The 17,818-nt window shown below is 33.8% G+C and carries 8 protein-coding genes; all 8 read left to right on the top strand.

All coding sequences use genetic code 11. The features are described from left to right. Positions 1-87: 87 nt before the first annotated feature. Positions 88-9,603, top strand: a complete 9,516-nt coding sequence (locus EMN46_RS02540) for a gliding motility-associated C-terminal domain-containing protein (protein ID WP_154199108.1) — start codon at positions 88-90, stop codon at positions 9,601-9,603. Positions 9,604-9,635: 32 nt separating this feature from the next. Then, positions 9,636-10,685 (top strand): type IX secretion system membrane protein PorP/SprF, encoded by a 1,050-nt coding sequence (locus EMN46_RS02535; RefSeq protein ID WP_154199107.1) that lies wholly within the window; start codon positions 9,636-9,638, stop codon positions 10,683-10,685. A gap of 29 nt (positions 10,686-10,714) precedes the next feature. Then, positions 10,715-12,079, top strand: a complete 1,365-nt coding sequence (locus tag EMN46_RS02530; protein ID WP_154199106.1) for a choice-of-anchor Q domain-containing protein — start codon at positions 10,715-10,717, stop codon at positions 12,077-12,079. Positions 12,080-12,100: 21 nt separating this feature from the next. Beyond that, entirely contained in the window at positions 12,101-13,168 is a 1,068-nt protein-coding gene (locus tag EMN46_RS02525; RefSeq protein ID WP_154199105.1) for an endonuclease, read from the top strand. Between the two features lie 81 nt (positions 13,169-13,249). Next, positions 13,250-13,732, top strand: a complete 483-nt coding sequence (locus EMN46_RS02520) for a hypothetical protein (protein WP_154199104.1) — start codon at positions 13,250-13,252, stop codon at positions 13,730-13,732. Positions 13,733-14,042: 310 nt separating this feature from the next. Next, positions 14,043-15,002: a nitronate monooxygenase family protein gene (locus EMN46_RS02515; RefSeq protein ID WP_154199103.1), complete on the top strand. Its 960-nt coding sequence runs from the start codon at positions 14,043-14,045 to the stop codon at positions 15,000-15,002. Between the two features lie 80 nt (positions 15,003-15,082). Next, positions 15,083-16,324, top strand: a complete 1,242-nt coding sequence (locus EMN46_RS02510; RefSeq protein WP_154199102.1) for a pitrilysin family protein — start codon at positions 15,083-15,085, stop codon at positions 16,322-16,324. Beyond that, entirely contained in the window at positions 16,324-17,616 is a 1,293-nt protein-coding gene (locus tag EMN46_RS02505; RefSeq protein WP_154199101.1) for a pitrilysin family protein, read from the top strand. Before EMN46_RS02510 ends, EMN46_RS02505 begins: the two co-directional genes overlap by 1 nt. Positions 17,617-17,818 lie beyond the last annotated feature (202 nt).

The raw sequence follows: 17,818 nt of genomic DNA, 5'->3' as shown, positions 1-17,818 counted from the left end.
TATTATTCCTTTTTCTATTTTTTAAAGATTAGGAATTTACTCTTGATTTTATATGATTAATTAATATCCATTTTATTAATTTTCGCTATGAATACGAAAGCAATCAGCTTACTTTATATTATAGTCCTACTATCTTTTTCTAATACACTAAGTGCTAAGGATTTTTATTGGATTGGAGGTTCCGGAAATTGGAATGAAATTTCACATTGGAGCGATCAGCCTGGTGGGCAAGTCAATCCTGGTGCAGTAGTACCAAATTCCAACGATAATGTTTTTTTCGACGAAAACTCATTCCCAACAACTGGCGCAGTGTTAGTCATAAATGATGTAGCCAACTGTGCTAATATGGATTGGACTGGCGTAACTAACTTCCCTAAACTAGAGGCTGATACCGAACCGGCTCACTTCTTAACCATTTCTGGTAGGCTAAAACTAGTAACTAATATGTATTTTGATTTATTAAAACCATTATATTTTAGTTCTACTAAATTAGGTAACGAAATAGACTTTGCTGGACATATCTACAACGAAGATATACACTTTTCGAAAAATGGTGGTTGGATTATTAAAACAGAATTAGTTGTTGCAAACCACAAAAACATCTACTTTGAACAAGGAAACCTTAGTTTTGAAGCAGACGTGACTTGTGACCAAATCATTTCAGATAATTCTAATTCTAGAACTTGGAATCTCAACAATTCAACAATAGCATTAACGGGATCAGAAACTTCCGTTTTAAATATCAATACCAACAACCTTACTTTAAATGCTGGAGAATCTTCTATTATTACCACTAAAAAAGAAGCAAGTATTCAAACGTCAGGAAACACATCAATAAGCTTATATAATGTTGAGTTCCAAAATAGCGGAACAATTATAACAAACTCATCTTTAAACCTCAGTTTTAATGATGTAGAGTTTAAAGCAGGTGGTAGTTTACAAGGTCCAAACACATTTCACAACTTGATTTTTACCCAAGGGAATAGTTATCAAATTTATGGTGGATCAATCCAAACTATTAATGGTCAATTAACTGCAATTGGAACTTGTAGTCAGCACATCTACATTTCAGGTTTTGGAGGTAGTGGAACACTTAATGCAAGTACAACTTCATTGGAGTATCTAAAAGTTAATAATATTACAGCAACTGGTGCCGCAACTTTCGATGCTCCCAATTCATTTGATCTTGGTGTTAATTCAGGTTGGAATTTCACAGCTCCAGCCCCTCAAAGTTATAGTTGGACTGGGGTTACTGACAATAAATGGAGTACACCAACAAACTGGTCTCCTAATTGTGTCCCATCGCGTATTGACGTTGCAAGTATTAATGGAGTAAGTGTTGTAATAGATGTAGATGCCGAATGTAAAGATCTCGTTCTTACAGGTGTGGTTAATTTATCAGGCTCATCTAATCTTAGTATTTACGGATTATTAAATGCAGGAAGTACAAATTGGGATTTAACGGGAACTACACATTTTGAAGGTGATGGAACTCATAGTATTTCGATTGATGACTCTTTTAAAGGGGATGTGTATTTTTCGGGAAATGGAATTTGGAATTTAGGTACTGAACTTAAGATATCAGACAACACCTTATACTTTGAATCAGGAACCTTAAATTCGAACAGTAACAATATAGAATTGAATCAATTTGTTTCCACAGGTGATAATACTCGAACTTTAAACCTTGGTACTTCAACAGTAAAATTAAATGGTAATATCCTTAAAACATGGGATGTAGAAGGAAATGCTTTCAATATTTCAGAAACTGATTACACCATTGAATTAATAAAACCCAAAGCAGGTTTTTATAATAAGCTTGGTGGTTCGGTTACTTACAAAACAGTTCATTTTACTGATACTAGCGAAACCAAAGCAAACTTAACTAATGAGGGAGCTCAAATAAATTTCGAAGAACTGAAATTCTTCGCAGGTGCCAATATTTCTGGTGATCACAACTTTGAAACATTTATTCTCTCTGCTGGAAACACCTACCTTTTTGAACCAGGTAGTAAACAAAATATAACAAAAGAAAATGGTTTTATTGCAGAAGGTACCTGTTCTGATTTTATCTATCTCGAAGGTAATGGCGACATCTCTACTATAAAAACTGATGTCAACTCAAACAGAATAAAATATGTTCAAATTACAGATTTAGAAGTAATCGGAGGTGTTACTTCTACCGGAGGTTTAGATGCTCAAAGCTCCTTTGGTATAAAAAACTACGACGGTTGGCATATTATAGAAAAAACAACAGCTGAAAATTTCAAATGGACTGGAGCTTCTGACTCTGATTGGTTTAATTCAAACAACTGGGATTTAGGTTGTGTCCCTACTCGTATTGATGATGTCATCTTTGATGCTGGAAATCTTACTGGAAATAAAATAAAAACAATTGCCATTAATGGAACTCGGGAACCGGTATGTTATAACATGACATGGAGCAATGCTAGCACCTTAACTTTTAAAGGTAGTAACGACCTTTACATTTATGGTAGTCTTGATTTCTCAACTCTCCCAGCAGGTTCTTTCACACACACTGGAGACATCTATTTCAAATCGAAGGATGTGGTTAATATTAAACTTGACCAAGTTAAACTAGGGCAGAATGCAATTTTTGAGGGGCAAATTAAAGAAGATGAAACATGGGATGCTGGTACTTGGAATTTAGATAGTGATTTTGAAGCAACAGGTAATATTGAACTGGTTCGAGGAACCCTTATTTCGAATAACTACACCATTACCTGTGATGAACTTAACTCGAATTACAGCGATGATAGAAGCCTAGTACTTGGTTCTTCAATAATAAATCTTAATGGGATTTTTCTAACTCCTGAGAACTTAAGTCTTAACGCTGGAACATCTAATATCATTATTGCTAAAGACGGAGAAATTAAGGTTACAAGTGGAGCTGATCCTGTAACTTTTTACAATATTACTTTTGAAGAGGAAGTAGGGACAGCCTTATTTTCAATCTACGGAAAATCAGTATCATTCAATCAAATTGATGTCAAATCTAATGCCAACTTCAATTATGAAGGTTTCGATGTTGAAAAGCTAATTCTTAACCAAGGAAAAACCTATAAATTCCTTGAAAATAAAATTTATAATATTGGCGATATTACCGCAAACGGAGCCTGTGAAGGAACCATTGATATTTCAAGTTTAGAATCTGGTTCTAAAACAACCTTCAACAGTAAAGATGGCAAGGCTATTAGTGTTTCTCAAGTTAACTTGCTTGATGTTTTTGCAACACCTGCTGGAACATTTACTGCCAATAATTCTATTGACCTTGGGAATAATACTGGATGGAATTTTGCAACGACACCTACACCTCGAAACCTATACTGGGTAAATGGCACAGGTAATTGGGATGACCCTAATCATTGGGCAACATCTACGGGAGGTACAGCTGGAGCATGTGTGCCAACAGCTCTTGACAATGTTTATTTCGACATTAATTCATTTACAGGTTCCAAGCAAATAGTATCCATTGGCAGTGGTGATATAAGATGTAGAACAATGGATTGGACAGGATCTGAAGATGCGAAACCTATCTTCGAAATGGGTGATATTGAGATTTCTTCGGTATATATCTACGGTTCATTAATTCTTAATGCAAACCTAACTATCGACTTTCTGGATGTTCCTGTTGATTTCTATTTTCGTTCGACAGAAACAGGACAGACTTTAGCTCTTTATGGCTTTGATTTCCCCAACAATGTATCCTTCGACGGAATAGGTGGTGAATGGACTCTTACTGACAATTTAAGTGTTGATGGTAGTTTAATTATAGACAATGGCTCTTTTATATCAGGAGGTCATGACATTATATGTGAATATTTTGAGTCTAAGGACTTAACTCTCGCAGGAAAAATTAGAACTATTGACATACAAAATTCAACTCTTACAGTTTTGGGTTACGATGGTAGTTATTCAGTAAAGATTGATGTTGCTGGTCTTTCAAATTCTAAAACACTAAGCTTATTTACTAATGAAAGTGAATTGATCATTGAAAGTGAAAAAACATTTTTCATAGGTGGCCAAAATACAAGTTCTGCCAATTTCAACATCATTAAATTTAACAATACAAATAGTTTAAGTTCAGACAATCTTTTAACTCAAATTACTGATTTAACTTTTGAAGAAGGAGGAGGATTAGAAGGTAATCTTAACATTGAAAAATTAACACTTAATGAGGGAACAAAACCCAATACATTTGAATTTGAATCTGGGGTAACATTCCCCATAGACACTCTTGTTGCACTGGGTACTTGTAACTTCCCGTTAGACATAAAAGGGAGCAAAAATGGAAATGAAGCGAAACTTGATGTCACAGGAACTGTCACTGCCGATTTTATAGAATTAACCGATATAAATGGTATAGACTCTGGAGTGAGTTATATAGCTACAAACTCAATAAAACATGATAATGTTACAAACTGGAATGTAAGTTCAATTACTGCTGTTGATCTCTATTGGGTTGGTAATGGTTTAAATGACGATTGGTCAAATTACCTAAACTGGAGTAAAACATCTGGTGGCACATCAGAAGGTTGTATTCCAACAGAACAAGACAATGTATTCTTCGATTCTAACTCATTCCTAGGTAGTAAAACTGTTCTTGTTGATATAGATGCAAGCTGTCATAATATGACATGGGAAGATGATGTAGATCCCGCTTCAATTTTTAAAGTGCCAAGCCAATTAAATGTACATGGGTTCTTAAATTTTAGTGAAAAAATGACATTAGAAATGTCAGGAAACTTAAAGTTTAATGGTGATGGTTTAACACCTGAAAAAAGCATAAATTTTGCAGGTAAGACCTTAAATGGTAATATCTATTTTAATGGTAAAAATCAATCGTGGATTCTTAGTAACAGCCTATTAACTACTGGAGATTTATTTCTGGTTGAAGGCTCGCTTAATTCAAAGGGCTTCGACATAAACATATCTAGCTTTACTTCTATCAACGGCTCTTCTTCTGCCAATAGAAACTTAGATATATCTAGCTCAAATGTAACGATTAATGCAACTGACGAAGACTACAAATCGTGGCATATGGATATGACCGGATCTCCAATGACATTCGCTGCAGTAAATTCAGAATTATATTTTTCTAATAAGGGTGGTATTTATTGTAAAAGTGACAATGATGTTGCTTTTGGTGATGCTGTTTTCGATGGGTATGGTCAAATTGATCTTAATGGTGATGGAACAGAATCTGGAAAAGGGACATTTAAGACTGTTATTTTCCGTCAAGAAGGGCATATATTAGGTGATCATACCATCTATAATTTAGAATTCACACTAGGTTATGGAAATAATACGATCCAAGGAGGAAGAACAATTAATCTAACCAATGATTTAATAATGGAAGGTGTTAACTGTTCTCCTATCTACCTAAAATCAGACACTCCGGGCGTTAATGCTATGATAAACTCTACCAAGCAGCAAATTATATACAATGCCACATTAGATCATATTGAAATGACCGATGGTAAAATGCATAGAGTTATTGGTGTCTTTTTAGATGTTGATGATAGCTGTATTAATTGGATTGATGATTCAGAAACAGATGATGATTCAGAAATTCCACCTTCTTTTAAAGAAACATTAGACCCTCATCAAGAATGGTGTCGTAGTACCGCAACAATTGAGAACGTTACAACCTTTCCAATTAACGGTAACACCACTTTCCAGTGGGCTTTTAGTGAGCCAGCTCCTGTACCACCGCCACCATCATCTTACACAGACTTAACTGATGAAACATCGGCAATTATCACAGTAAGCAAGAGTGGTTATTATAAGGTTGAAATAAACTATAATCCACCCGATGGTTCAATCTGTAAACTTTATTCAACTATCGAGGTTGTAATGAATGCAACTTCTAATATGAAAATTGAATTTACATCAACCAATGTTCAATGCTACAGCGAAAATGTTGATGATGCTGACGGCTATATTAAAGCTGTTGTTAGTGATGGTAATTCAGGCTATACATTTTTCTGGACAGACGAAAAAGGTGATGATGTCACCTTCTCTACTCTTGTTGGATCCGATGAAAGTTCGGCTTCAGGACTTGCTCCAGGTAAATATTTTGTTAAAGTGTCAGATGCTGAAGGTTGTGAACAAACAAGTTCTACTGATATCTTTGATGCCTACGAAATGTTCATTAATGATATTACGCAAAAGGACTTAAAGTGTTTTAATGTTAGTGATGGAGAGATTCACATTGACGCTACAGGCGGTACTGGAGACCTAACTTACTACTTAGATGGTAGTCTTCAGTCTTCTTCCGACATTACAGGTTTATCAGCAGATGAATACCTAGTTCATGTACAAGATGGTCACAACTGTAAATCAGATGAAGAGAGCGTTATACTTCTTTCTCCTGAAGAAATTACATTTGATCCTTTAGTATCAAACATTTCATGTTATGGAGATAAAAATGGATCTATCAACCCACAAGTAGAAGGCGGAATTGCTCCATTTAATTACAGTTGGACAGCAACCAATGGATTTACTTCTACTTTAGGTGAAATAACGGGACTAGATGGAGGCATGTATACTATTGATATTACAGATGGAAATAATTGTCTATATACAGAAAACATTGAGATTACAGAACCTGAAGCCATCAGTATAAATGAACTTTCAATAAGTCCTGCCAACTGCTTTGGAGAATCAACAGGTGAATTGTTTATAGAAGCTAACAAAGGAACACCTCCGTATGAATACACAATTGATGAAAAAATAAATACCAATGGTCAATTTACGGGTTTAAGTGCAAATACCTATTCATTACAAATAACCGATAAGAATGCTTGTGTTAAACTTCAGGACGTAACTATTGACGAACCTGAAGTATTAGGATTTGTTGTTTCTGACTCCCTATCACCTTCGTGTGAGGACCTCGAAGATGGGATTATAAACATTGTTCCTTATGGAGGGAATAATGGTTACACTTTTTCATGGTCAGGACCTAACGACTTTAGGTCCTATTCTCAAAACAATACAGATTTAGATTTTGGAGAATATATACTCCTTTTAAAAGACAACAAAGAATGTACTTATAAAGACACAGTAGAGCTTGCAAAAAGTCAACCACTTCAATTAGGCCTGGTTGTTGAGGAAGAAGTTAGTGCTAGAGGTGCCAAAGATGGAATCTTTAAACTAGAGATACTAGGTGGTACGCCATCATACGCATACACCGTATCTGGACCCAACGGCTATGTCGAAGCTAGCCCTACTTTCTTCGATGATGCCGAAGCAACTTTTGAAAACCTTGCGGGTGGACTTTACACTGTTACAATTACTGATGCAGGCTCATGTGGAGCTATCGCTAAGGATATCATGTTGCCTGAAGGCGATCTTTTAATAGCTCAAATTATAAATGAAGAAAACATCTCTTGTACAGGCTATAGTGATGGTACATTAGATGCAATAGCAATTGGGGGCAATGATATTTATTCATACTCTTGGGCAGGTCCTTCGGGTTTTACGGCCAACACCCAATCAATTTCAGGCCTTGCAGCTGGAACATACACCTTAACGGTACAGTCAGCTGGCCAAACAGCAACCGACCAAGGCATAATCATAGAACCAACACCATTAGTTGCCATAGCAACACCTACCAATGTATCATGTTTCAACGAACCTAATGGAAGTATTGAACTTGATATTTCAGGAGGAACAAAACCTTATTCAGTTCTTTGGGAAGGAGACCGAGGTCTATTCTCTCTTGCAGATAAAATATACGATTTAGCTGAAGGCACGTATAATTATCAAGTTACAGACGATGGCGGTTGCCCTGTATCTGGATCAGTTACAATCACACAACCCAATGCTGTTAAAATTATAGCAGATCCAACTGATATATCAGATATGGGTTTACGTGATGGAGCACTTACGGCTACTGCAACAGAAGGAACGTCTCCTTGGACAATTTTCATATCTGGACCAAATAAATATTCTAATAAATTATTCGATGATCCAACAGGAATTAGTAAAGTTGATAAATTAGAACAAGGAGTTTACATTGTTGAAGTTTTAGATGCTAATGGCTGTAGAGATATTACTGAAACAAGAATTTACGAAAAAGAAAAAATGGTTGTTTCCCTCGTTTCAAAAACATCTCCAACTTGTCACGGAAGTAATGAAGGATCAATAGAGGTTCTTATTGAAGATGGTAGTGGCGATTACACTTTATCGTGGGAAGCTGATAATTACTATCAAAATTTAGATGCTCCTTTGAAAATAGAAAATCTTAAAGCAGGTAATTACACTCTAACTGTAACAGATAATGTAGCAGATGCTTTTAGTGGAGAAAAAGAGGTTATCATATTTAAACAAGAGATTAAAGAACCAGACCCTGTTGAAATAGAAGTTAGCATGGACCAAATTTCCTGTTATGGGCTAACTGATGGACATATCAACATTTATCCTAAAGGTGGAACTCCAAATTACACATACGTATGGGAAGGTAATATTGATCCTGCTGAAATAAACAATGAAGATCAAGGTAATTTAGAACCAGGAGAATATAAGGTTACAGTTACTGACTCACGAGGGTGTCTGTCTGAAGAATATCCATTCGAAATAATTGAACCTGAATTATTCGATGGTAAGACTACACCAAAACAGCCATTATGCTATGGCGATAAAAATGGGGAAATTAAATTAGATATTACAACTGGCAAATTTCCTTATATCATAAACTGGAACAATGGTGCTGTTACAAACACTATTTATAATTTAAAAAAAGGCACTTATTCCTATACTGTAACTGATAGAAATAATTGTGAACTCACAGGCTCAGCAATATTAACACAACCAGACACACTTATCGCAGAAATAAATGACTTTACCGATGTAATTTGTTACGGTCAGAATAATGGAGAAGCTTCTGCAACAGTAACTGGTGGAACTGTTCCTTATAGATATGAATGGTGGCATGGTGCATCTACTCAGGAAATTAGTAATTTACGTCCTAAGGAATACTATTTAAAAGTTATTGATAAAAATGGATGTCAAGATACCACTAGTGTTGTTATAAAAGAACCAGAAGAGTTACTAGTGAGAGCTGAAGCTAACAGACCAACCATTGAGGGGTCAATTGATGGAGCTATTTTCGCTAAAGGAATTGGTGGAATTCCCGAGTATACAGCTAGCTGGGAAATTGAAACAGGTGCAAATATGTGGGAACCTTTCGAAACCGGTCTTGAATTAAATGATCTTGATAGAGGAAAATATAGATTAACATTAACTGATCAGAACTTTTGTACAAGAGATACCCTTATTAATTTAGAGTATCTATACGATAGAATTATTGAAATACCCAAAGCATATACTCCTAATGGAGATGGCTACAACGATACATGGGATATTTTAAGAATTGAATATATTCAACGACTCACAATTATTGTTTATGACCGATTAGGAGCTGTTGTCTATAAATTCACAGGAACAGGAAATGAATATAAAGGAAACCAATGGACAGGTATTGATAATAATTCAAATCTACCAATTGGCACATATTATTATGCCATTGAAGCTGATGATTCAAAACCATTAACAGGCAGTGTTACCATAGCGCGATAAACAAAATAATTAATAGGACTCTTACACACTATATGAGAACTTTTTACATAACTTTACTACTGATAGCTACACTACAAATTTCAGCAAAGGCTCAACAGCTTCCTTTGTATAGTCAATATGTCGAGAATGGATTTCTATTCAATCCAGCTATGGCTGGTTCTCGCATTTATACACCCGTCCGTTTGACAATTCGTAATCAATGGGTTGGTATTGATGGAGCGCCAGAAACCCAAGCTTTAAGTTTTCACAAAAATTTTGGAGACAGATGTACAACCTGCGATGCTATTGGAAATCCATTATCACGCCGAAGTAACCAAAGAGGAACAGCCATTGGTGGCTATATATTTAATGATAAATATGGCGCAATTTCCCGTACTGGAATAGAATTTACCTACGCCTATCATCTTGAATTCAAACGCCAATATTATGGAAAAAGAGGCACGCGTTTAGCTTTCGGTTTAGGTGGTATTTTCTATCAATACAAATTCGATGGAGATTATATCCCTGTGGGAGATCCGTTGTATACTGGTGGTGATATCGTATCCTATATTCCCGATGCAAACTTTGGTGTCTACCTTTATAATAATGCTTATTTTGTTGGTTTCTCAATAGCTCATCTTTTCGAATCTTCTGTTAAAATGGGAGATGCAGGATTAGATAATGATATCATGTTACGACATTATTATTTTAATGCTGGTTATACCTTTAACATCAACAATCATGTTTCATTAGAACCATCAGTTATTGTTCGAAGAACACTTGATTCTCAAAACTATATTGATGTAACAGCAAAGTTATACATAAGAAGTTTCTGGCTTGCTTTATCATATAGGAATCATGAGCAATATGTTGGTATGATAGGGATAAATTTTGCGAAATATTATTTTGGTTATTCTTACGATTATTATTCAAATAATGAATTAGCAAATCAAAGTAATGGAACCCACGAAATAACCTTTGGTCTCAATTTAGATGTTCCTAAATCTATGATTAAAGAAATTATGAGACGTAATAGAACAGATGCAGCAAAAACTCGCAGAAAAATTAGACAAAAGAGAACAAATAAATTTATGTTTTTCTAAGATTTCATTATTTTAAAAATATCTTTAAAATGAGAAAACTCATTTATACTTTAATTATATTCTCATTTGTATACTTCATTACTGCTTGCGATAATAAAGAGGAATTTAATCATGACTCTGATTTTAATCTGACTTTTTCAAAAGAGAGTATAAGTTTCGATACCATATTTTCGGGACTACCTTCAACAACAAGTCAACTAAAAATATATAACCTATCTTCTAAGACTATTCAGATTGATGAAATTCATTTAGAAAATGATTCTGATTATCAGCTAAACATTAATGGTATTATTGGCAATAATTCAAATAAGACTGAAATCTTACCTAAGGATAGTTTATACATTTTTATAAAACTAAATACCGAAGACCTTAATCAAGATGAACCTCGCCTAATTGAAGATCACATTCTATTTACATTCAATTCTAAAGTTCTAAGATTTCCACTTAAAAGTTGGTCTCAAGACGTTATTCGATTTTCACAAAATGAACTGGAATCACAAACTTGGACAAAAAACCGCCCTTATCTTATAGATCAGGATATAACGCTAAAGGAGAATCATAAATTATCAATACTAGCTGGAACAAAAGTCTATTTTCAAAAAGGAGCAGGATTACACATTAAAGGGGAATTAAATATTGAAGGTAGTTATGAAGAACCCGTGTTTTTCGGATCATCTCGTAGAGAAGAATTATACAAAAACATACCTGGACAATGGAACGGACTTTTCTTTTATGCCGAAAGTAAAAATAATTTTATATCTCACTTCCAATTAGAAAATGCCGCAGAAGGGATAACTGCTCTGTCAGATGTAAATGATAACAATCTGAAAATTGAATATTCAAAACTCTTAAACTTTACTAAGACAGGTATCAAAACACAGAATTTCAATTTAAATATGCACGATGTTATCGTCTCTAGTTGTGGCGAACAAAACATTCTACTTCAAGGTGATGGAGATTTTGAATTTTCGCATTGCAATTTCATTAATTATTGGCAAATTTCATCAAGAACAAACACTTGCTTCAGTTATTTAGCAAATGAAACAAACGATAAAAATTTAAATATCTACAATTCAATCATCTACGGGTCAAATACAAACGAGCTAGAAATAAATAACATAAATAATATTGAAATTATAAATAGTCTAATCAAACTTGAAGAGGAAAAGCAGAATATTTTTGCTGCTAGTTTTAAAGGCTGTATTTTCAATATGGATCCAGATTTTAGTAATAAATATGAACACAACTACAATCTACGTCAAGGTTCACCATTAATTAACACCGCTAAACTGGATTATGCCAATCAGCACCCATTCGATTATAATGGCAACTCGCGAATCTCTGACACACAACCAGATATTGGTTGTTTTGAATTTATAGATAAGACTGAGTAATTAAAATTAGCTTTACATACCATGAAAAATAAACTGCTTTTTTTATTGGTTTTGCTTTTCCCCCTAATCTCCCATGCACAATCCAATAGTGCTAAAGGAATTGATGGCTTACGATCTGATTATCGTATTCTATTCTATAATGTTGAAAATTTATTCGACACTAAAGATGATAGCTTAAAAAATGATGCTGAATTTTTGCCACAAGGTGTAAAATATTGGACATGGAAAAAGTATCAAGATAAGTGCAAAAAAATTGCGAAAATAATAATGGCTGTTGGTGGTTGGCAATTACCTGAAATTGTAGGCCTTTGCGAAATTGAAAATAAAAAAACACTCAATGGCATATTATATTCAACTCCATTGAAAAAAGCAAATTACAAGATCATTCATAAAGAATCACCCGATCATAGAGGTATTGATGTCGCTTTACTCTACCAACCTGACCGCTTCTTCCCTATCGATACAACATTTCTAAAATTGACCTATAATAATTCGAGCTATTCAACAACTAGAGATATTTTATATGTAAAAGGAATAACACATACAGACGACACTTTACATATTTTTGTTAATCATTGGCCATCTCGTTGGGGAGGACAGTTGGAATCAGAACATAAACGCATATCAGCAGCTCAACTTTTAAGAAATAAAGTCGATACTATATTTCAAAATAACAGGAAAGCCAAAATTATCATCATGGGTGATTTCAACGACTACCCTGACAATAATTCTATACGCAAAACATTAAAAGCTAGTGTACCTGACAACGAAATTACAAATAACCAATTGTATAATTTAGCCGCGGTGTTACAGAAAAAAAGTTCTATAGCTTCTAATAAATATAAAGGTGTGTGGGGAATGCTAGATCAATTTATTGTTTCAGGTGCACTTTTAAATTCAAATGGTATTTTGCAAACTCATCCAAACAATATGTTCATATTTGCTCCAGCCTATTTACTTGAAACAGATGTTTCGTATAAAGGCAAACGCCCATGTAGAACTTATATCGGATATAAATATCACGGAGGCTTTAGTGATCATCTACCTGTCTATTTAGACCTGTGGAGAACCTTAGATGATGAAAAATAAAAAGCTTTTATGTAAATTATTAGCCTCCAAACGTATACATGTAAATAATAATCATTATCTTCATATAAAAATGGAGGTAATATGAAATTTGAAAAGAATTTACTAGATCAAAAATCTTCTGCTAAAACAATCATAGGGCTATTAGGTATCATACTAATAGTAATATGGGTAAGCTCTAAGTTTTATATAGAAGAAAGTTTTGAAACATTCGATTTTGTCAACCTAATACTACTTTTTTTATTAGCTATGGTATTTATTTTCGAAGGAAGAGGAATCCGATTGGCATCGATCATTGGAAAAGCCTTTATTCTAATTGATGAAGAACAAATAAGTTTGAAAAAAAGTGTTTTTAGCAAAAAACAAACAATCCTTTGGGAAGACATAAAATCAATAGAGTACAAACCAAATTATTTTCTTTTTACTAAACAAGATGATAGTTTATTTCCTTTAAAACTAAAACAACAAGCATACCGTTTTAATAGAGAAGTTCTTGACTTTATAAAGATAATAGGCAAGCATAAAAATATTGAAGTCGAAAGAATGAACGATTTTAGAAAAAAATAAAAATTTAAAATCTTCCATTTGAACAACAATCAAATGGAGGATATTTTAGCTAAAATATAGATTTTAAAAAATCAAAATTAGAACTCCAACTCCACTTTTTTGATCATTAAAACTTCAGCAAGGAGCAATATCTAGATTCATAAACCTACCTTTCAAAAACAAAATTAGTACAAGATTTACATCGTTCTAATCTTATCCCTTAAGATCAATCATATCCGAAGATTTTTCCTAATTTTGTCGACACGCAAAAAGGCGCTAAAAACTATAATATTAGTATTTTATTTTTGCTCACAACTTGAAAATATTGATCATGACAAATAAAATCACACAACTTTTTGGAATCGAAAAACCTATTATTCAAGGAGGAATGGTATGGTGTTCAGGATGGAAACTAGCAACAGCTGTAAGTAATGCAGGTGGCTTGGGACTTATAGGTGCAGGATCTATGCATCCAGATATATTCCAAGAACATATCCAAAAAGCAAAAGCGGCATGTAACAAACCTTTTGGTGTAAACGTACCTCTTCTTTATCCTGAAATGGATAAGATCATGGATATCATCGTAAAAGAAGAAGTAAAAATCGTATTTACATCTGCTGGTAGTCCAAAAAAATGGACGCCATTCTTAAAGAAACATGGTATTACTGTCGTTCATGTTGTATCAAGTGCTTTTTTTGCCAAAAAATGCGAAGATGCTGGCGTAGATGCTATTGTTGCTGAAGGGTTTGAAGCAGGTGGACATAATGGTCGAGAAGAAACAACAACTTTAGCTTTAATACCCAATGTAAGGAAAGCGACTAAACTACCTTTAATCGCTGCTGGTGGTATTGCCTGTGGCAAAAGTATTTTAGCAGCTCTTTGTTTAGGTGCCGATGGTGTTCAAATTGGAACTCGTTTTGCTGCATCTGAAGAATCTTCATCTCATATCAATTTTAAAGAAGCAATCGTTAAACTTGGTGAAGGTGATACTAAGCTTTCTCTAAAAAAATTAGCTCCTACCCGATTAATCAAAAACAAATTCTTTGAGCAAGTAAACGAAGCTGAATGTCGTGGTGCTTCTCCTGAAGAAATGAGAGAAATACTTGGAAAAGGACGTGCTAAAAATGGCATGTTTGAAGGAGATTTAGAAGAAGGCGAATTGGAAATAGGACAAGTTGGTGCAATGATAAAAAGTATTCAACCTGTTTCTGAAATTATAGATCAAATGATGACAGAATACAAACAAGAACTTGAAATTCTAAAATCAGAGCAATCTAAATACCAATTCTAAAAAAATTAGAGTGCAAACATGATACTTGCATTTGAATTAGAAAGAAGACAAAATTGATCTTCTTAATTTAAAATATTGAAATGATTGAATTCGATAAGTTCACACTTGACAACGGACTTAAGGTAATTGTGCATAAAGACACAACAACCCCCTTAGCTGCTGTTAATATTCTATATAATATTGGTGCCAAAGATGAAGATCCTGAACAAACAGGCTTCGCACATCTATTTGAACACCTTATGTTTGGTGGCTCGGTAAATATCCCCAATTATGATGAACCTCTTCAACAAGTTGGAGGTGATAATAATGCCTGGACAAATAGCGATGTAACAAACTACTACCTTACTGTTCCTAAAGAAAACTTAGAAACAGGATTTTGGCTTGAATCTGACAGAATGCTAAGTTTAGCTTTCACAGAAAAAAGCTTAGAAGTTCAAAAAGCAGTTGTTATCGAGGAGTTTAAACAACATTATTTCAATCATCCTTATGGTGATGTTTGGTTACATCTAAGACCGCTAGCCTACAAAAAACATCCGTATCAGTGGTCAACAATTGGTAAATCTTTAGAGCATATCGAAAATGCTAAATTACAAGATGTAAAAGATTTTTTCTTTCATCATTATGCACCAAACAACGCCGTATTAGTTGTTGCGGGAAATGTTGAAACATCAGAAGTGAAACGCTTGGCTGAAAAATGGTTTGGACCTATTGAAAAAAGAGAAATTGCACTTCGTAATTTACCTATTGAACCTAAGCAAACTGAGTTTAGATCACTCCATTTAGATAGAGATGTACCTTATGATGCCATTTATATGGCTTTTCATATGGGAAAACGTAACGATGAAGATTACTTTAAAGTAGATTTACTTTCAGACATTCTATCAAACGGTCAATCTTCACGTATTTTCCAAACACTTGTTAAAGATAAAAATCTATTTTCTACTATAGATGCCTATTTAACAGGTGATTTTGAACCTGGCTTATTTGTTGTTAGTGGCAAATTAACCGAAGGTGTGAGTATGGAAACTGCAGAAAAATCTATTTGGGAAGTTCTTAATGAAGTTTGTGCAACAAAAGCAAGTGATTATGAACTTCAAAAAGTGAAAAATAAGCTTGAATCATCTCTTGTGTTCTCTGAAATTAGTTTTTTAAATAAAGCTATGAATATTGCACAACACGAAATTATTAATCAAGCTGAAGATATTAATCTTGAAGTAGAAAGATATAACAAAGTTACTACTGAGGATATACAAGAAATGGCTCAAAAAATTCTTATCAAAGAAAATTGTTCCACTCTTTATTACCACGCAAAAAAACAATAATGGAAAATTTGAATCGTAACTTACCTCCTCAATTCAAAACAATTGAGCATGTAGATATTCCTAAATCAAAAAAAGAAATTTTGAGCAATGAGATTCCTGTCCATATTATCTCTGGTGGTAGTCAGGATGTTGTTAAAATTGAACTGATTTTTAATGCCGGATTATGGTATCAGAAATATCCTTTAATTGCTGGCATATGCAACTCAATGCTTAACGAAGGAACCGAAAATTATACAGCTTCAGAATTAGCTGAAAAATTTGACTTTTATGGCGCATACATCTCTTATAGTAATAGCCAACACTATGCTAGTATTAGCTTATACACACTCAACAAATACTTAGCAGAAACCTTAAATTTACTTGAAGAGATAATTAAACGCCCTACATTTCCTCAAAAAGAGCTTAAAACCATTCTAAGTAATAAAAAACAGAATTACCTTGTAAATAGAGAACAAGCAAGTGCTCTGGCCAAAGAAAAATTTAACAGCCTTATTTATGGTGAGAATCATCCTTACGCCAATATCTTCGAAGCAAAATCTTTCGACGAGGTTAAATTAGATGATGTTAAATCGTTTTACAAAGAATGTTACACTTCCGATAACTGTCGAATTATTGTTGCTGGAAAAATAAACGAATCAGTTTTAAACATGATCGAAGACTGTTTTGGAGCAAAATCTTGGAATACCAAAACTTCGATTAAAGATGTAGAACACCAGTTTATAAGTTCCACTGATAAAAAAGTTTTTATTCATAAAAAGGATGCTGTTCAATCATCAATTCGAATTGGACGTCCTCTTTTTAATAAAACACATAAGGATTATGCAGGCATTATGCTACTAAATCTTGTTCTTGGAGGCTACTTCGGCTCACGTTTAATGCAGAACATTCGTGAAGACAAAGGATATACTTATGGCATTAATTCCCTTTTACTTTCACATTTAAAATCGGGACATTTTGCAATTATAACCGAAGTTGGAACTGATGTTTGCGAAGCAGCTATCTCCGAAATATATAAAGAAATTAAAAGGCTGAGAGAAGAATTAATTCCTGAAGAAGAACTAAACCTTGTGAAAAATTTCTTTGCAGGAGAAATGTTAAGAAGTTTTGATAGCCCATTTGCTCTATCAGAAAGCTTAAAAGGGAATCTTCCTTTCGGATATGACAATTCATACTACGAGACGTTTCTGCAAAGAATAAAAGCAACTTCTTCTCAAACAATTATGGAATTAGCTAATACTTATTTCAAAGAAGAGGATCTTTATGAGGTCGTTGTTGGAGAAAAAAAAGCTTAATTTAAAAATTAAACTAAAAATGAGCAATTAGCTAAAGCTAATTGCTCATTTTTTTAAGGAGAAATACTATATTCACAAATTAAGAATAACGAATCTAAATAAATTAGCTAAACGAGACTTTAAATCCGGAGTTTTAACTAATTTTATAGACTAGGGGAAAATCAAATTGACAATAGGTTCAGTTTTCACAACGAAAGCTATA

Source organism: Ancylomarina sp. 16SWW S1-10-2, assembly GCF_009669305.1.
GTDB lineage: Bacteria > Bacteroidota > Bacteroidia > Bacteroidales > Marinifilaceae > Ancylomarina.
The sequence above is the reverse complement of the archived record's forward strand: the minus strand, read 5'-3'. Positions and strand labels throughout refer to the sequence as shown.